The organism is Paenibacillus sp. FSL R7-0313, from assembly GCF_037969885.1.
Classification (GTDB): Bacteria; Bacillota; Bacilli; order Paenibacillales; family Paenibacillaceae; genus Paenibacillus.
The window spans coordinates 1,288,983-1,306,977 of sequence record NZ_CP150219.1 but is presented as its reverse complement, the minus strand read 5'-3'; the positions used below and the strand labels follow the sequence as shown (position 1 = coordinate 1,306,977).

Genomic DNA, 17,995 nt, shown 5'->3' with positions numbered 1-17,995 from the left:
TTGTTCAAGTATCGTTATAAAACCTTACCCAGAAACGCCTTGGTCCGCTCATGCTGAGTATTCTGAAAGAGCTCTTCAGGCGTGCCTTCTTCTACAATATATCCGCCATCCATAAAGATCACCCGATCTGCCACCTCACGGGCAAAGCCCATCTCGTGTGTAACAACAATCATCGTAATTCCCTCATGAGCGAGGTCTTTCATGACTTGCAGCACTTCTCCAACCATCTCCGGGTCCAGTGCAGATGTAGGTTCATCGAACAACATCACACTTGGGTTCATGGCAAGTGCACGCGCAATGGCTACGCGCTGTTGTTGTCCACCTGACAACTGCTCGGGATAAGCATCCCTCTTCTGAGACAGCCCCACCTTGCCGAGCAGTTCCATTGATTTCTTCTCATTCTCGGCCTTATTTAGTTTCTTGATATGCTTCGGCGCGAGCATGATATTCTCCAGCACGGTCAGATGCGGGAAAAGGTTGAACTGTTGAAACACCATGCCCACATTGGTTCGTAACTGATCGATATCCGTCTTGGGTGAAGTGACCTCAATACCACCAATCGTCACCTTGCCAGACGTCACACCCTCTAGCAGATTGAGACAACGCAAGAAGGTACTTTTACCAGACCCGGAAGGCCCGATGACGCATACAACTTCTTTCTCCTGAATCGTTGTGGAGATGTCCTTCAATACCTCATTGGCACCAAACTGCTTTTTCAGGTTCTGTACTGTGATCATCGGATCGCATACCTCCTCTCAATGAACCGGGAAGCCCGGGACAATAGAACAATAATGATCAGATAGAATATGCCCACCACACCCCAGATTTCGAATGCCCGGAAGTTGGAGGAAATAATAATCTCCCCGCTCTGTGTTAATTCGGCGATACCGATCGCGGACAGCAGCGAGGTATCCTTAATTGTAATAATGAACTGGTTCACAAAGGTAGGAATCATGCGCCGGGTTGCTTGGGGTAACACAACCAGCCTCATCGTCTGGAAACGCGTTAAGCCCAGGGATCGCGCCGCCTCATGCTGCCCGTTGCTAATTGAATTAATCCCCGCCCGGAAAATCTCCGAGATGTACGCTCCGGCATTCAGACTAATTGCAATAATCCCTGCGGTCATCGCCGGAATACGCATATCCAGGAACACAGGCAACCCGAAGTAGATGAAATATACCTGCACCAGAAGGGGGGTACCACGGATGATATCCACGTAAAGTGTAGCTACCAGCCGCAACAATCGATTCAAAGAAGTGCTCATCAGACCTGAGATCAATCCGATCACCATCGCAATGATGAGCGAGATCACGACTAGTTTTAACGTAACGACTGTACCCTCTAACAGAAGAGGCAGTGCGTCTATTATGACTTGTAAGGAGGAGTCCATCCGTACCACATTCCCTTCTATTTAGCCGTTGTTCCCAGATACTTGCCAACAATCTCGTCGTACTTTCCACTTTCCTGCAATTTTTTCAGTCCATCATTAATCTTCTTCTGCAACTCCGCATCGCCTTTGGCAACAGCAATACCATAGAAGTCACCATTCAATCGGTCTCCAACGATTTTGAGTTTGGCGTTTGGATCGATGGCAATCTTATAGGAGATGACCGGGAAATCCTCCAGCGTAGCATCTGCGTTTTTGTTCGCGACTTCCTGATACATCGATGGGCTGTCATCAAAATATTTCACGGTTGCCCCATAGGTTTTCGCATATTCATCTGCGAGATTGGCACCTGAGGTTCCTTTTTTAATCGCAATAATCTTTCCTTTTAAATCTTCAGGACTTTGGATGTCCGCGTTATCTTCATGTACGATTAGGGACAGACCGGCCTGATAATACGGGTCCGAGAAATCCACGACTTTTTTACGTTCGTCCGTAATGCTAATGCCTGCAATGGCTCCGTCCAACTGATTCGCCGTAATGGCTGGAATGATGCCTTTGAAGTCCATCGGTTTGATCTCTACTTCAAAGCCCTCTTCTTCCGCAATTGCGTTCATGAGGTCAATATCGATCCCTACATATTTGCCGTCCTTCTGGAACTCAAAAGGGGGATACGTTGCATCGGTACCAAATGTGTATTTCTCAACAGCTGAACCATTTGCCGATTGTGCATTGCTCTCTTCACCGGACTTTGCTGCACCGCAGGCACTAAGTGTTAGAGCAAGAACGGACGCCATTACAATGGATGCTACCTTTTTCATAGAAAAACCCCTTTTCCGAATTAGATTGGGATCGACCGAATCGACCGTTTGTATTTATACACGTATTGTAGTTCGCTCCCTACGCCAACTTACATGATCCTACATAAAAAAAATCACAATTTATGATAATTAAATTAACATGTAATGTTTTTTAATAGATAAACGCGCACAAATCGCTAATAAAAGATCCGATTTTAATTATTTATGTAAGTTTATATGACAATCAAGAAAGTAATAAACAAAAAAAGCCGAGAATCCGTGAAGGTGTTACCTTCGGGAATCCGGCTTTTGGATAAGAGAAAGAATATCTCAGTTACTATTTAGTTATTCAGTTGTTTAATTATTCATCTTTTCAATCGTCTCCATATAGAACACATGCAGGAACTTTTTGATATTAACCTTGCCTTTGTCGCCTGCCTGATCTTCTTCCATCGCTCTCATCTTCATTCGAACATCCTGGAAGTCGAAGTAGAGGGGGGCATAATGTTCGAACTTGTGGTTGCTATAATCGGTGAGTCCAATCGAGGCCATGTTGGTCAGTGCGGCAATTACCGTTCTGCGAATACGTTGTTCCATCGCCTTGCACTCTTTCTCCACGTCCTTGGGCGTAGACTTGTACGTCTGGGCCACCGCTTCATACGACTCCTTCAGTGGCGGCCACTCCCCGGCACGCTTCTGATCAATCGCATACTCCATAAGGGCCACAATATCCTTGCTACCACTTTCCCCGATGATCCCGAGATCCATCAGAATGCTTCGTGCCGCCTCTCGCACCGTACGACCTTGGGCAGGGGCCGTCGCTTCCACCAGATTCAATCGGGCCATCGACTGTTTAATCTCCAGCACGTAACGTTCGTACTTCCACTGTTCATTCACTTTGCTGAGCACATGCTCCACTTCCACCCGATTAATCGGTTTATGAATGAAAAATTCAATGCCGTTCTGGTAGGCCGCCCCTACCATCTCCTTGTTCTCCACCTGAGAGATCATGATGAATTTCCCGGTATAACCGCCGTGCTTCAGCTTCGCTACCGTCTCAATCCCGTCCTGATCCGGCATCAGCAGATCAATCAGCACCACATCGGGACGCAGATCCATAATCATGCGCGCCCCTTCTATACCGCCCTCTGCCATGCCTGCAAGCTCGCCGATTCCACAGGATTCAATGATATCATGCAGCATACTCCGGCTCACCACATCATCATCCACGATCATGATAGAAAGTGTCATCGACATCGGCCCCCTTGATTAGATTCATTTTGGGAATAGTTATAGCGAATGTTGTCCCTGTCTCTCCTTGAGGCGCCGACTCTACCTTAATTTGTCCCGCCAACGACTGAACGATATCACGTACATGGGACAGGCCAATGCCCGTCGCGGCAATGCCGACTTCATTGAACTTTGTTGTATAGCCCGGTTCGAAGATAACATCCCGTTTGGCTTCAGGTACGCCTTTTCCAGTATCCATCACGACGAAATGCACGTCATCTTCCTGCTCATACACACGAATTCGGACCGTCCCTTCATGCTCAATCGCCTCTACCGCATTGGCAATCAGGTTGTTCATTACCGTTAGAAGAGGAATGTAGTACGGAGACTCACAATCATACTGTTGCTCGATGTCGATCTCGACCTGCTTATGCAGCATTTCACTATATTTTCGGTTTGCCTTACTGGCAAAGTTCAGCACTTCGGATAAGCTCATGTTAACCGCTTTTTCGTTATCATACAGCTTCAGCAGACCCGCGAGAATGCGTTGTGAATCCTTCTTCACTTCATGAATCTGCTGAGCGATGCCCAGCGTGCGCTGACTGTATTGATTCATGTCGTGCTCTCGGAGATCGCGATATAGATCATAGCTGTCTGCCGTAATGCCTTCGATCGTATTCATCGCTTTCTTGAGGTAAAAAACCTCGCCATACAGACCCGAGTTCACACTCAGCATCTGCTCCATCCGCTTCTCCTGCTCTGCATGTAAAAGCCGCATCTGCCTCACCGCAAAGCTGTTATAGAGCCCAATCACAAAGTAACTTCGCAGACCGCCTACCACAAGCAGATACAACCATTCCTTCATATAAAAGATATTGGTCCCGCTTAACATTCCGCGAAGAAGAAGCTCAACAAGATTAGAGGAGAAATCGATACATGTGATTAACCCGCCGAGCAGAAGAGGCTGCATCTCATGGAATCGATGCTTGAACTTGCTAAGCCCATAGGCAAAGACCACATAATACACGCCTGCCCCCAGGTTGTCCCGCATGCTTTCCAGAATGGACACGGTCTGTACATGATTGATGAGATCTGCCGACTGAAACAGGAAACTTGCGATGCCTGTCAGGATTCCTGTCTTCACATAAGACAAGTGTGGCATGATCATCAGCAGAAATAAAAGGATGCTAACCCCCAGCCCGATTCGGAAGTAATCTTCCCGGAACGGATTTATCTTGAATTGCGCCCCTACCGCAGTGGCAAAGGCAATGGCCGTCATCTGTACATTCTCATTTTTGACCCAATTGCGCATCGATCTTTTCACCCACTATAACAACGTTTAGCGCGCAATGCGGAACCCGCGCTTCTAATGTTAAATATACTAACATATGAAAGATGCATTAGAAATAATTAAAATTAGGGAATGAACACGCAAGCAACACAAAAAGGCCGGAAGTCTTCACTTCTGCGGCCTTTTCCTTATATCTCGTCCGGAATATCAAATGATACCATCGTACCCTCACCCGGCTCACTTACGATTGATAATCCCTGCCCATACCGTTGCAACAATCTGCGGTTTGTATTCACAATGCCTATTCCGCCTTTTCCACCTGGCGTAGCATGTAACAGCTCTGCAACCTTCTCCGGTTCCATGCCTTTGCCATTATCCTTCACTTCAATACGGGTATAACCCTCATGGCGAGTGATGGACAAACATACTGTCCCGCCCACATTTCGGCTTAATAACCCGTGTCTAACGGCATTTTCGATCAAGGGTTGAATCGATAGCGGCGGGAGCAGTAACGGAAGGTCCGGCTCTACGTTTAATACCACCGACAATCGATCTTCAAATCGTGTTTTTTCAATAAAAAGATAAGCTTCCACGAGTTCCAGCTCGTATGATAATTTCACCAGTTCTCCTGTATTGAGATAATTGAAGCTGATCCGTAAATAGGATGAAAAAGCTTCCCCAAGCTTCCGCATATGCTCTGTATCAATATCACTTAAAACCATAAGTGAATTCAGCGTATTGAACAGGAAGTGGGGCTGGATCTGAGCCTGCAAATAAGCAGCTTCCATGCGTAAGCGCTCCTGGATGGACTGATTTAACATGGTCAATGCACGTATTCGATATTTCAGCTCCAACGCATCTACAGGCTTCGTGACATAATCATTCGCCCCCGATGCAAAACCGGTATATATATCCGGTGGCTGGCTTCGCGCAGTCAACAATAACACCGGAAGCTCAGACATCGAGAATTGTTCCCTCACCTTCTGGGTTAACTCATATCCGGACATATTGGGCATCATCACATCCGTAATGAGCAGATCCCACTGGCGTGTGCCGAGCAGTTCCATCGCTTCCTGACCCGAACCTGCTGTAGTTATATCATATGGTTCCGTCGAAAGAATGCTGACCAGCACATCCAGATTCACCGGATCATCATCGACAGCCAGAATGGTGGCTTTCCCCTCTTTTAACAACGGAGCCATCTCTGCTGTCGCCAAGGCTTCCGCGTCCCCCATATCTGGGCGGGGTAACAGGAATCCGTTAGGTGCATCTTCCATCATCTCCGCGGCCTGTTCCCATATCAGGGGAAGTTGTGACTGAGCCTGATGGGTGGATTCATTCGCGAGCGGCAGATTGAAACTGAATACCGAACCCTTTCCGAGTTCCGAGTGAACCGTTAGTGCCCCGCCGTGCAATTCTACGAGCTCTTTGCAGATGTTCAATCCAAGTCCAATGCCTTGTCCATCGCTGATGCCATACGACCCTTGTTCATACGGAAGGAAAATGCGCATCCGCGTGTCCTCATCCATGCCAATACCCGTATCCGTCACATGAATCAGAGCATGTCCTTCACGAATGTCGGCACTTACGGAGATCGTTCCTTCCTCTGTATGTTTAAGCGCGTTATGCAGCAGGTTATACAAAATCTGAACGAGCCTTTCTTCATCAGCCATGACCAGTGGGAACGATTCCGGAATCTCCATATGAAGGCGGACTGGTTTTCGTTCTGCCATGAATTGCAGCATGGCGATAATGCCAGGCACAACCGACTGTATGGAAAGAGGCCCCTGACGTAACACAATGCGGTGCTCCTTCAGCCGGACTACATCCAGTAGATCACCAAGGAGATGCGACATCCGGCGACCGATCGTAATCAGCAACTCCATATCCTCCAGGCTCCGTTCATCCAGCCTGTTCTTCTCTCGGGTGACCACGTTGTGAGCGATGTTAATGATCCCGTGCAGTGGAGTCCGCAGTTCATGTGATGTATTCGCCAAGAACTGATCTTTAATTTTGTCGCCCTTCTGCAGCTCTGTATTCAGCTTCATATTCTCCTTGGCATTCCTGAAGTATTTCTTGAACCAATAGGCGGAGAAGCCGGTAATGGCAAAGATGATATCAATGGGATAATAGACGGTTGTCACATCTTTCGATGTCTCACTTGTACTCCACAACATGTTGGATATAATGCCTCCAGCGGTCAGGAGTAGGAAAACCATATCTCGATCAGCCTGTTTCCTAAAGAGCATGACACCTACAATGTACAGGAACCAGAGAGAAGAAACGAGAAAGAACACGTCGATAAAAGAATAATAAACCATGGCATAGACAACGTGAATTGGCGCCGCCAGAATAACAGCAATATAAGCTATTGTCGTGACAATGCCTAATTGAAGGATCTTTGTTCGTGTATGTATCAAGGTCAATCTCTGGAACAACAGCAGAATACAAGCATTTTGCAGCAGCAGACAGATCAGACGAAGCTTGATCCCCCATGTATAGTTAATAGGGAGCCATAACATCAGAATGTTATCATGACCTACCATAACCACAATGCCCACAGATAGGGTTAATATAGCTGCGACGAGCAAGGCCCGCTCCTGGGGGTTGAACACAAACAGAATACAGGCATACATGCCATGAAGTAATAAAACGAGAAAAATGGCCATTTGAAAACCGATGGAATACCAACGTGCGTAATCAACCGCCGCCTGGGAACCGAAGCGAACGGGTTTGCCAATCCCGCCGATATACGGGCTATCATAATTGGCTACACGAATGAGTAATTCAATCTCTGTTGCGCCTTCATCTTCATAGGATGCCGTATAAGAGGTACTTCTTGGTTCATAGGTATCCGCATCCTCCGACACCTTCCCCATTCCGCCCACGACATTGCCATTGATTTCAATTTCAGATGAACTTCGGATGTTTCTGAACCAAAAGGTGACAGGGACCTGGAGCGGATCAGTCAGCACACGCAATCGATATGTGGCATATCCAAGTGAACTCTCCTGATCTGGGTTCTCAGCCTTCCAATCTCCCGGAACCTGGACCACATCCGCCGCATGTGCTCGTCCCTCATCCACAATATCCTTCCTGGTCAGTAATTCATTCGAATATAGTTCCCATTCTCCGTTCAGATACATTACTGGCACTTGTTCCAGATCAACACCTCGCAAATCAACTACACCATTCACAGCTTGATGATTGTCCAAGGCAGGGAAGAACTGCGACCAGACCCAGCGCATGCCGACCAATGCCACTAAAATGATCGACAGGATCAGAACGTACTTGAAACGTCTTACGGGATTTGTATGTCGTACATTCATTGGTTACGTTGCCCTGACTTGATCAAACCGAGCTTCCAGTCCCTGTACCATTCGCGAACCTCTTCACTGATCGGTATCTCCAAATCTTGCTCCATTCTGGTGGTTAAGAGACGATACTGCTCCTCCACACCGAGATCGTTGTGCATTTCATCATATAACTTCATTAGAATAAAATAACTTTCTTCCTCATCCGGAAGCATATGCTGGATACGTTGTGTACTCTCGACCACTTTTTCCGCCAGCCCATGCTGCTGGTAATACAGACTTAGTTGTCTCATATGATACAGCCACAGATAGCGTAATCTTTCCCGCTCAGGTTCAGCCCACATGTATTCATAATTGCCAAGATAGGTACCCTTATATAGATGAAGCGCTTGCTCATAGGCATGAACCGTACTTGCGTCTACGACTTTCCATTGCCTGATTTCCCGTTCCCACTGCTCACTATCCAACTGAGCCTCACCCAGTTCGAGTCGATAGCCTGCCTCCAGGTGTCCACTCTGAATCGTGATCATATCCATGTTGCAAGTTTTCAGGGTTTGGCGGACATGATACATCGCAGTGTAAAGTTGGTGTGCCGTCTTCTCCTCTTCCATTCCCGGCCACAGAAGCTCCAGCAGAACACTGCGATGGATAACCTGGTTCCGGTGGTGAAGCAAGTATGCAAACAGCTCCTGCGCCTTGCTTGTACGCCATTTGGCAACCTGAATATCCTTTCCTGGAAGCTTAAACTGAATCTGATTAAAACATAAAATTAAAGGTACATTTGTATCCTTTGACCGCTGCTCCCGTTTTACGCTCAGTTTCTCCCGGACTCGGCTCACTGTCTGCTTCAATCGATCCTTTTGGATGGGCTTCATCACATAGTCCAAAGCCTGTAGTTCGAAAGCATGCACCGCATATTGATCGTAACTGGTCACAAATATAATTTCGATACCCGGTGTTGCCGCCTGAATCTGTCTTCCCAGATCCATACCATCCATCTCCGGCATATGAATATCCAGAAATACAACATCAGGACGGTGTTCCACAATACCTGCCACAGCCTCTGTTGGATTCATATATGTAGCGATAATTTCAATGCCGCTTACTTCTTTTTCTAGTGATTTTTGAAGGCCTATCAACGCTAGACGTTCGTCGTCAACCAATATCACTTTCACAGGAGCTTCCTCCTCGACCCTGAGGTCTTGAGATTTATTTTCACTATTATATCATAGGCATTTTAAGTATTTAGGGTTCTTGGTTATCCATTTTTAATTTTTAGCAATTTAATTGTATAATACTTAATAGAAGACAGGTTATCAGATCCAGTCTTGGAAGAGAGGAAGGTACCATATGTCAGATGTTAATCAAAGCTTTGGGCAAGCCCTTGTCAAATCATTAGTGGGGGAACGCGGTCATATCCGTATCGCTCGTGCTCTGCCCGATATCGATGTCACACTTGCTGCTCGTACGCACGATGCCATGCCATATACAATTTATCAGTTGGTGAAGCACATGCATTATTGGCAGAAATTCATGCTCGATCACTTGGAAGGACGCAAACCACAGCTCCCTGCTAACGTGAGTGAGAGCTGGCCTGAGGAGAAGGGTCCACAGGACGAAGCCACGTGGAAGGCAGATATTCAGGCATTCTTGGATGGAGTTGATCAAGCCGTAGCCATTGCCGAAAATGTACAATTAGATGATCCACTGCTCTATTTCCCGGGTGAAACTAAAGCAGGACTTCTGCGCAATATCGCATCCCATAACTCGTACCATCTGGGTGAGATTGTTCTGCTGCGTCGCTTCTACGGCGCATGGCCGCCTCCAGGTGGCGGATATCCGGCGTAAACCATATTTACGACAGATCTATTGAACGAATATACAGACACATCTAAGCTGTGAAAGGACGGTTGTTCCTTTTACAGCTTCTTGTGGTTATAGGCAAGTAACATCCATTGAAGTGCAATTATAACGCTCATATCCTGTACCAGGCTCATATATTACTTCAAAGTACGTATATGACTTTGAAGTGCGTACTTCTCATCCTTCTTTTTCTGACCCACAATATGAACAGAAGAAGAGAGGAGCATGTCCATTGAAACCCGAACAATCCGTTACCCGTTACACCGCACTTGTCATTGGTGCTGGAGGTGTCATTGGAAGAAACCTTATTGATTACCTGATGACACTTCCCGAGTGGAATGTGATTGGTGTATCTCGCCGCGGAGGGGAAGATGCCCCTGGATTACGTTATATATCAGCTGATTTACTGAACGAAGCAGACACACAAGACAAACTAAGTCATTTAACGACCGTTACGCATATTTTCTACGCCGCGTATCAGGATCGCCCAACCTGGGCCGAATTGGTACAGCCCAACTTGGCCATGCTCGTCAATCTGGTGAATACCATCGAACCGATCGCTCCAAATCTCCAACATATTAGCCTAATGCAAGGGTATAAAGTGTACGGCGCACATCTGGGGCCATTCAAAACACCTGCCAAAGAAACGGACGCATATCATATGCCCCCTGAATTCAATGTCGATCAGCAACAGTTTCTCGAGGATCGGCAAACCGGAAGCAGCTGGACCTGGTCAGCCCTTCGCCCTTCGGTTGTATGTGGATTCGCTCTGGGTAATCCAATGAACCTTGCCATGGTTATTGGCGTGTATGCGTCTATCTCCAAGGAGCTTAACTTGCCATTACGATTTCCTGGGAAACCAGGAGCGTATCATTCGCTTCTTGAAATGACTGATGCGACATTGCTGGCTCATGCAACCGTATGGGCAGCAACCGATCCGCGATGTGCCAATCAGGCATTTAATATCACCAATGGCGATCTGTTTCGCTGGAATGAGCTATGGCCCAGAATCGCTGCATTTTTCGAATTGGAAACCGCACCTCCACTCCCCCTCTCACTTGCAACAGTGATGGCAGATAAAGAAAATCTTTGGAATTCCATGATTGAAAAGTATGGTTTGGTAAACACCCCTTATGATGATGTCTCTTCCTGGGCATTTGGTGACTTTGTCTTCTCTTGGGATTACGATTTCTTCGCAAATGGTTCCAAAGCTCGCCGCTTCGGATTTCATGAATTCATTGACACGGAGGCCATGTTTATGGATATTTTCAGAAATCTACGTGATCGCAAGATCCTTCCGTAAAGCAAATAAAATGCATAATAAGCCGATTCCTGAATTCCAGAATCGGCTTATATAAGTCACTCAACGTCAGTAGTAGTTGGTGGCTTAAATAGAATTTTTCCTCGATCACCATACACATTCTCCACGTGTATATCGCCCCACCTACACATCAGATGAAGAATCTCTTTAAGACTACACCCATACTCTGTTAACTCATACTCCACTTTAGGCGGAACCTGGTGATGTGAAATACGGGCAATAACCCCGGCCTCCGTTAGTTCACCAAGTTGCTGAGTCAACACTTTCTGGGTGATCGCGGGGATCAGTTTCATCAGCTCACCATTACGTTTCTTACCAAAGGTAAGATGGAATAGAATAACAGGCTTCCACTTTCCCCCAATTACTTCAAGAAAAGCTTCAACTGCGGTGTTATATACTTTGAGCGGTTCCTCCATATCACCTTCTGTCTCCCTTCCACACAACAGTTTAAAGAGTCTCTGTCGAGTTTTTTTAGACTTCTGGTGTCATCAGTCCTTGGATAAACGTCTCAAAGTTCGGTGCCAGCGGAATGATATCTTTGGGATTCTCCCTCTTCACATAAACGACCTCAGGTTCTCCATCATTACCGAATGAACGATAATCGAGCATGACAACCCCCGACTCCGAAGGAGATACCGCGATGACCACACCAATCTCCGGATAACCTTCACGTTCAATCAAAGTCCAGCTGCCTTGTATACCCGCTAGCGTGCGAGGCTTCTCACGGCCAATACCCAGTATACCTTCAATTTCAACATAATCCGTAGCTCCCGTATCTGTGTTCGCCACAGGAAAATAACGATTGTACGGAATACCACCGTTATGTAGCTTCATCATCTCAATGTAGGAAGCCGGAAGTCGGAACACCAATTGCTCCTCCACAGAGTCAATGAGACCCTCACTTGGAGGATTGGACACATAGTGCTCCAGTGCCTGCTCACTATCGTTCCAGAATTCGCCGGATTCCGGTCTGGGAACCGCTTCAAAGGTCGCTACAACGTCAACGGGTACGCGGAATTCTTCAACAGTCTCTGAATCCGTTTCAACTTCAGGTTCAGACGGCTCCTCCATTTTGCTTCGAATCCATCCCAGAAACTCCAGCGTATCTTCATCCTCGGGGTCCAATTCATCCGCTCTTTCAAATGCCTGCAGCGCATGCGCATATTGCTCCAGATAATAATAAGCCAGTCCAATCCGATAATGCCAAAGCGGGTCGCCTGTGCCCTCTTTGGCAACCGTCAGGAATTGTTCAACCGCTTCTTCATACCGTTCCAGGTTATTTAGCGCTCGTCCCAAATGGTTAACCAGCTCATAATCCCTTTCTTCCACAGGAATTGCTTGAATTGCATCTACAATTTCCTGAAATTCATCTTCTTCATGCCACTCTTGCAATTGAACCAACAGATCGTCTCTCATTCTCTTTTCCTCCCCGTTCATTCACTCATGGTTACGTATTGAAAATTATACCACTATCCGGATCACCATCTCCAGCAAAGCAAGATCCTTAGGGATATCATGAATCGATATCTTTCCATTTCGGATGACAAAGCTAAAAGAGGTAACCTGAACCCGGTTAAGAAAACCAGGCAGGCTACCTCCTTTATTCCTTCCACTATATTGAATTCTTAAATCAATTCAGCAACTCAACACAATCGTAGACCCAACCTGCACTTAACCAGTTCCCCAAGTCACTGGAACCACTGATCGGCGTAATTGTGATGGTATTGGAACCATTCACGAAGTAGGATGCTGGAACATTCCAGCTAAAGGTTGTGTTGTTGCCACGATACGTACCAATGGTGAAACTACGAGAATTGGGCTGTGAAGATGCGGCAGGATTAGTTAATGCATGTCCATTAACCGTTACACTAGGTCTGCCATTATTGTAGGCTGCGGTAATACCGATGTTGAGCGTATGAGAGGATGCCGCTTGAGATGCATTCAAATTAAACGTTATTGTGGTTGGAGAATTCTGACCACGGAACTGGATTGCCGGGAATCGATTGGTCGCGCTACCGGTAGCATAGGTGACAGGTCCCCAGCTTGGATTCCGACTATCGGATGGGTGACGAATCGGAATTGTCTGTCCATTCAGGAACTCCCGTGGCGTACCATCCCAGTTACCGATTCGCCAGATGTTAGAGGCTTTACTCGGGTCATTGTTGATCGTACGCGTATTCAGTGTCGTCGTTTGGCCTGCCGTGATATTAACCGTTTCCGTATATACCGCCAGTTCCCCTTTATAGGCTGTCATGGTGTATGTCCCCGGGATCATGCTGTATTTGGCAGCTGCCCCACTAGAAGAGGTACCCACCCAATACTGGGCGTTGCTATTGGCGAACCCAATTGTATATGCATAACCCGTATCCATCCCGGAGAGGCCATTAAGCACCACGTTCCCCCGACTGGATACCCAACCCTGCAGATTCAGACCAGACATCCAACTGAAGTCGGGTACACTTGGCGTACCTCCCGTTGTGAAGATCAAAGCGTACGGCCCATGCAGACCCAGGCGCCAATTCTCCGTCTGTGCATGTCCCGAGTTCATATAATTGTATACTTCTGTCTCTGTTCCACTTTGGAACTGGATGTCGCGGAAGAATGGACCACCCGAGCTTTTTTCCCGATTGCCGTAGGCCATAAATACACCGACGCCATTCCCCGTAACTCCACGAACGGATAAGTCTTTGGCCTGATCATTACCATAATATTTGGAGGCCGACTGTCCATTTGCAAACCCGAACACATCCTGACTTTCAATCGCTCCAGTGTTGCCCCGATTATTTGAATTCGCCGGAACACCTGTCAACACACTACCATTACCGCGGAAAATGTATCGCAGCTCCCCGATCGAAGGTTGAGCCGTGATATGGGTTGCCATGTATATGATGTTCTCTCCACCGCGTGAAGCATAATAGTGAGTCAGTGTGCTTGTGGATACCGTGATTAACACGGTTGATCCTGAAGGTGAGGTATTCCACGTCACATTGGCCGAGGAGCCCAAACCTGAGCCAATATGCGACCCTCTGTTGCTGTTCAGCTCCGTACCGTTCATTTTGGCCGAGATAATATCCCCATTGGTTTTGTTCACCACATAGACTAATCCTGATCCGGTGTTTACTTCAATTCTGGAGCCGTTATCGGTCACATTAATAGTTGCCGCGTGTCCAGTAGATGCAGGGTATACAGCAGCTGTTGCGATCATAACGATGATTAAAAACAAACCAAGCGCCTTTCTCCCTATACTTTTGGTCATGAGTAAATCCCTCCTTGGAATTCATTTAATAAAGCGCTTACATTACAATGTATAATAACTGACACTTACGTCTCATATCGATATGTCTGCTATGTGAGCCTGTCCATAATCAATGGAATGTTATGTCTTCGTGCGTATAGAATAGAGTCAACACTTCATGTAAACCTGATCTCCACCCCCTTCTTAAATCACTCTTCTACATACAAGTATTCTTACAATTCCAATAAAATAATACCATTATATTACATATATTTGCAATGAAAACGGCTCGTATATCCAATAGTAAGTTCTGAAAACAAAATTTACTTCAACATGCAGAAGTCTGATTTTCATTCTCATTCTCGCACTCTCCAATGTTCGTTTAGATGCGTCGTTATAGTACCAGCATACGAGTACATTGAAAAGTTTTTGTGCCAATTCTCCATTGTGGAGTTATGCCGTTCCTCTTATTTTCCGTTTACATATTTTATAGAGAACTAGTTTTGATCTTAACGGATAAGGGGTGCAATTGAAATGGGAGCTAAGCCACATGGCGCTATCCAAAAGCAGGGGGTTTCTATTATTGCCTGCACGAAACGTCAAAGCTATATAAAAAACCTGTTCAATAACTACAGTCGACAGATCCACGCCAGGAAGGAACTTATCATTATTGTCAATAAAAATAACATTCCCCTTGCTCCATATCTGAGTCTAGCCAAAAAACTTCCAAACGTACACGTCTATCGTCTTCCAGAACGCACTTCCCTCGGCGCCTGTCTAAATTATGCTATCAAAAAGACGAAATACAACTATATTGCCAAGTTTGACGATGATGATTATTACGCTCCTTACTATTTGAAGGAAAGTATGCAGACCTTTCAAAGAACCAATGCTGATGTCATTGGCAAGAAGGCTCATTACATGTATTTACGCGGATCTAAGACGTTTATCCTTCGTTCTCCTCATGATGAACATCGACCGGTGACCCTAATCCCTGGCGCAACGCTTGTTTTTAAACGTAAGGTAGCAAACCAAGTACCGTTCCCGAATCAAAGCGTCGGTGAGGACGATCTATTTTGCATTAGAAGCAAACAAAAGGGTTATCGCGTATATTCTGCTGGAAAAAATAATTTTGTTGCGATCCGCAGGCGAAACTCATCCAACCATACTTGGATCATTAGTGATAAAGAACTCCTATCTCAAAGTCGAATAATACCTTCTGTTACGAATTACAAGAAATATGTGCAGAAGAAACCAAAAGGCTGACCCCGTTAACAACCAATAAAATCTCAAAAAGAGCAGCATTCCGCTGCTCTTATCTGTTCTCGACCCGGTATTCACATGCACTTGGACTCAAGACAGGTATTCCGCCATAATCTGTTCGATATCATACGGCGTCACACCTTCATCGACCGCATAGATGGTATCGGCCTGATCCTTCGTGTCCACCAGCTCACCTCTCGCTTTGGCATGTAGCATGAATAAGTCATACAGGTCAGGTTTACGTAATGTGGTCATTGCTTTGCCCATTAGCACAATGCCCTTCTGATTTCCCTCGACGTTATTATGGTAGTCCGGATATCTGGTCAACGCCAGGTCCGTCCAGATGATTGTTCGCTCGACCAAATCCAAAATAACAGGAATGGAAATCTGCGTATCGGCAGTGATATCAATTTTGTTCTCCACCGTGGATGGCTCATAGATTTCGCCTGAACCGGGCTTCTTACGCATCATCCAACCTGCAAAACATTCCGGCAAATTACAGTACGGATGGCTGGTGAAGGAGTGCAGTGTCGTCACCACATAACGTCCGCCATAATTCACAATTGAGGGGATATGCAGATCGATAAATTCACTTGCACCATGAGGTGCAGTCACAATATCCCCGCTATGGGCCGCTTTGTATTTGACGGATCGCAGATTGGTGTAGGAGATATGTTCAACGTAATTCCAATTCTCGTCATACATGACCGCTGACAGGTCGATATCCACACGCCCTGTAGCTGTGCCGTCCACCTCGCCCTCTTTCCACCAACTGAAGAAACGTATCGTATCTCCTTCACCCATCGGGATGCGGCTTCCACGCACAATGGTTCGTAAAGCTTTGCTCGCGGATCGTTGTGAGAAAGGAACCAGATAATGTTGGAGACGTTCATCTATATACGTCTTTCCGAGTGCCGGGAAGTCAGCGAACCGTGTTATCAGTGCACGCTCGCACAATTGCACGACTTCCTGACATGTGGCTTCGTCGATCTCTGGCAGCTCATTCGGAACAGCAAAGGCTTTGGCTACATTACCTTTTGGGAAGAAGACACGCATATCCTGCGGTTCATTACGCTGTGCAAAATGCTGTCGCACCTGCAACATTACCGGGGTAGATACCTGTGGTATAACTTCACCAAAGGCCAGCAGTACATACGCTTCATCTTCGGTCATCCGCAGCAAATGATCCAGTCTTCTCGCGAATTCACCTGGACGCTGTGACAACAGATCGATCAGACTCCAGACATTTCGATATTGAAAGGCAAGTTCCACACTTCCGTTGAAGGTCGAATACGGCTTATTATTACGCAAAATATCAAAGGCTTCTTCGCATCGCGGATACCGAAGCTTATATTCCGAAGGATGCAGAATTTCGCCAAGGCGAATCCAGCGATCCTTATATCGCAGCATATCCTCCGCGACGGACCCACATTGCTCCAATAATCCGAGCAGAAGGCGTCTCTCGCGGCGTTTGAATTTCCGGAAGGGAGAGGCCGCAGCAAGGCTGACATCACCATCCGACCAGGCAACCGCCAGACGCAGAACATCACTTGCCGTTTTGAAATATGGACCGATCTTGTCGATGTTCGCTTTTTCATGCTTCAACAGCGAGGCAACCACAAAGCCCACATTTTCTTTGAAGGGAATCTCAGCGGGTAATAGCGCATCCACGTCTTCCGGGTCTGCATGCTCCAATACCGTGTCGATATCCGCCTTGTCTGTTTCCGAGATGGAACCTTTTGCTTCAATGATCTGACGGATGAGCGTCTGGAATGCTTGCTGGTTTCCCAGTCCAATGACTTTCAAGTCCGTCTTCTCCAGCAAAGGCATTCGCTCCACAGATTGTTGAACCGGATAGACCACAGTCAGGTTAGTCAGATAATGAATAATCGCATTAAGGTATAACTCCGCTTCATCCGCTTGCATCACCTGCATCGGGAATCCTGCATACATCGGTGTGTACTTCACATGTGCGCCAACCATGACTCTCAGATCAGCCACAAGTTGAATATATACTGTTTCAAACTGTTCCTTGGACAGCTGCCGCATCGCCTGCATTAACTCATCCGAGAAGGTGTATCCGAGTGCTTCAATATTTTTGAGGGCAGTCGCGAGGTGTGTCTTCGGCAACTGATGCTTCCCTTCGTTTGATTCGATAATGAGTTTGTTCGCTCTGCGCAAATAGATTGTATTGTTCATGATAAAAGAGTCCAGGAAAGCCACATCCCTATATAACGTGAAAGGTTAGGGTTAGAAGGAAGGAATGTGATAGCCTGGACGCCTCCTCTCTGAAA

At 46.6% G+C, this 17,995-nt stretch carries 14 protein-coding genes; 3 read left to right on the top strand and 11 right to left on the bottom strand.

The window, feature by feature from the left end; translation table 11 throughout:
* Window positions 1-14 precede the first annotated feature (14 nt).
* From NSQ38_RS05790 to NSQ38_RS05760, 7 genes are all read right to left on the bottom strand, one after another.
* Entirely contained in the window at window positions 15-737 is a 723-nt protein-coding gene (locus NSQ38_RS05790) for an amino acid ABC transporter ATP-binding protein (protein ID WP_339787673.1), read from the bottom strand.
* On the bottom strand, window positions 734-1,390 hold the full coding sequence (locus NSQ38_RS05785) for an amino acid ABC transporter permease (RefSeq protein WP_074092820.1): 657 nt from the start codon (window positions 1,388-1,390) through the stop codon (window positions 734-736). Before NSQ38_RS05785 ends, NSQ38_RS05790 begins: the two co-directional genes overlap by 4 nt.
* Before the next feature lie 17 nt (window positions 1,391-1,407).
* The gene (locus tag NSQ38_RS05780; RefSeq protein ID WP_338589475.1) at window positions 1,408-2,205 is read right to left on the bottom strand and encodes a transporter substrate-binding domain-containing protein; all 798 of its coding nucleotides are present in this window, start codon (window positions 2,203-2,205) and stop codon (window positions 1,408-1,410) included.
* 336 nt (window positions 2,206-2,541) lie between these two features.
* Window positions 2,542-3,435: a response regulator gene (locus NSQ38_RS05775; RefSeq protein WP_339787670.1), complete on the bottom strand. Its 894-nt coding sequence runs from the start codon at window positions 3,433-3,435 to the stop codon at window positions 2,542-2,544.
* Window positions 3,407-4,726 (bottom strand): ATP-binding protein, encoded by a 1,320-nt coding sequence (locus NSQ38_RS05770; protein WP_339787667.1) that lies wholly within the window; start codon window positions 4,724-4,726, stop codon window positions 3,407-3,409. Before NSQ38_RS05770 ends, NSQ38_RS05775 begins: the two co-directional genes overlap by 29 nt.
* Window positions 4,727-4,893: 167 nt before the next feature.
* Window positions 4,894-8,034 carry an ATP-binding protein gene (locus tag NSQ38_RS05765; RefSeq protein WP_339787664.1) on the bottom strand — a complete coding sequence of 1,047 codons (3,141 nt, stop codon included), beginning with the start codon at window positions 8,032-8,034 and terminating at the stop codon, window positions 4,894-4,896.
* Window positions 8,031-9,194: a response regulator gene (locus NSQ38_RS05760; protein WP_339787661.1), complete on the bottom strand. Its 1,164-nt coding sequence runs from the start codon at window positions 9,192-9,194 to the stop codon at window positions 8,031-8,033. The genes NSQ38_RS05765 and NSQ38_RS05760 overlap by 4 nt, the downstream gene beginning before the upstream one ends.
* 175 nt (window positions 9,195-9,369) lie before the next feature.
* On the opposite strand from NSQ38_RS05760, the gene NSQ38_RS05755 reads away from it, so the two are divergent.
* Together NSQ38_RS05755 and NSQ38_RS05750 are read left to right on the top strand one after the other, a co-directional pair.
* Window positions 9,370-9,867, top strand: a complete 498-nt coding sequence (locus tag NSQ38_RS05755) for a DinB family protein (protein WP_339787658.1) — start codon at window positions 9,370-9,372, stop codon at window positions 9,865-9,867.
* A 247-nt stretch (window positions 9,868-10,114) separates the two neighbouring features.
* Window positions 10,115-11,185, top strand: coding sequence for an SDR family oxidoreductase (locus tag NSQ38_RS05750; protein WP_339787655.1), 1,071 nt, complete (start codon window positions 10,115-10,117; stop codon window positions 11,183-11,185).
* A 56-nt stretch (window positions 11,186-11,241) separates the two neighbouring features.
* Here the strand turns inward: NSQ38_RS05750 and NSQ38_RS05745 are convergent, their stop codons facing one another.
* From NSQ38_RS05745 to NSQ38_RS05735, 3 genes are all read right to left on the bottom strand, one after another.
* The gene (locus tag NSQ38_RS05745; protein WP_339787652.1) at window positions 11,242-11,619 is read right to left on the bottom strand and encodes a helix-turn-helix domain-containing protein; all 378 of its coding nucleotides are present in this window, start codon (window positions 11,617-11,619) and stop codon (window positions 11,242-11,244) included.
* A gap of 55 nt (window positions 11,620-11,674) precedes the next feature.
* Window positions 11,675-12,619 (bottom strand): SMI1/KNR4 family protein, encoded by a 945-nt coding sequence (locus NSQ38_RS05740; protein ID WP_338589491.1) that lies wholly within the window; start codon window positions 12,617-12,619, stop codon window positions 11,675-11,677.
* Window positions 12,620-12,833: 214 nt separating this feature from the next.
* Window positions 12,834-14,459 carry a rhamnogalacturonan lyase B N-terminal domain-containing protein gene (locus tag NSQ38_RS05735; protein WP_339787649.1) on the bottom strand — a complete coding sequence of 542 codons (1,626 nt, stop codon included), beginning with the start codon at window positions 14,457-14,459 and terminating at the stop codon, window positions 12,834-12,836.
* A 513-nt stretch (window positions 14,460-14,972) separates the two neighbouring features.
* On the opposite strand from NSQ38_RS05735, the gene NSQ38_RS05730 reads away from it, so the two are divergent.
* Window positions 14,973-15,704 (top strand): glycosyltransferase, encoded by a 732-nt coding sequence (locus tag NSQ38_RS05730; protein WP_339787647.1) that lies wholly within the window; start codon window positions 14,973-14,975, stop codon window positions 15,702-15,704.
* 87 nt (window positions 15,705-15,791) lie between these two features.
* On the opposite strand, the gene NSQ38_RS05725 is transcribed toward NSQ38_RS05730, so the two are convergent.
* Entirely contained in the window at window positions 15,792-17,900 is a 2,109-nt protein-coding gene (locus NSQ38_RS05725; protein ID WP_339787645.1) for a TerD family protein, read from the bottom strand.
* Between the last annotated feature and the right edge of the window lie 95 nt (window positions 17,901-17,995).

Coding starts and splice junctions, on each gene's coding strand:
- NSQ38_RS05790 (WP_339787673.1), bottom strand. CDS start 737: ATGATCACAGTACAGAACCTGAAAAAGCAGTTTGGTGCCAATGAGGTA.
- NSQ38_RS05785 (WP_074092820.1), bottom strand. CDS start 1,390: ATGGACTCCTCCTTACAAGTCATAATAGACGCACTGCCTCTTCTGTTA.
- NSQ38_RS05740 (WP_338589491.1), bottom strand. CDS start 12,619: ATGAGAGACGATCTGTTGGTTCAATTGCAAGAGTGGCATGAAGAAGAT.
- NSQ38_RS05730 (WP_339787647.1), top strand. CDS start 14,973: ATGGGAGCTAAGCCACATGGCGCTATCCAAAAGCAGGGGGTTTCTATT.
- NSQ38_RS05745 (WP_339787652.1), bottom strand. CDS start 11,619: ATGGAGGAACCGCTCAAAGTATATAACACCGCAGTTGAAGCTTTTCTT.
- NSQ38_RS05770 (WP_339787667.1), bottom strand. CDS start 4,726: ATGCGCAATTGGGTCAAAAATGAGAATGTACAGATGACGGCCATTGCC.
- NSQ38_RS05725 (WP_339787645.1), bottom strand. CDS start 17,900: ATGAACAATACAATCTATTTGCGCAGAGCGAACAAACTCATTATCGAA.
- NSQ38_RS05755 (WP_339787658.1), top strand. CDS start 9,370: ATGTCAGATGTTAATCAAAGCTTTGGGCAAGCCCTTGTCAAATCATTA.
- NSQ38_RS05735 (WP_339787649.1), bottom strand. CDS start 14,459: ATGACCAAAAGTATAGGGAGAAAGGCGCTTGGTTTGTTTTTAATCATC.
- NSQ38_RS05765 (WP_339787664.1), bottom strand. CDS start 8,034: ATGAATGTACGACATACAAATCCCGTAAGACGTTTCAAGTACGTTCTG.
- NSQ38_RS05775 (WP_339787670.1), bottom strand. CDS start 3,435: ATGACACTTTCTATCATGATCGTGGATGATGATGTGGTGAGCCGGAGT.
- NSQ38_RS05780 (WP_338589475.1), bottom strand. CDS start 2,205: ATGAAAAAGGTAGCATCCATTGTAATGGCGTCCGTTCTTGCTCTAACA.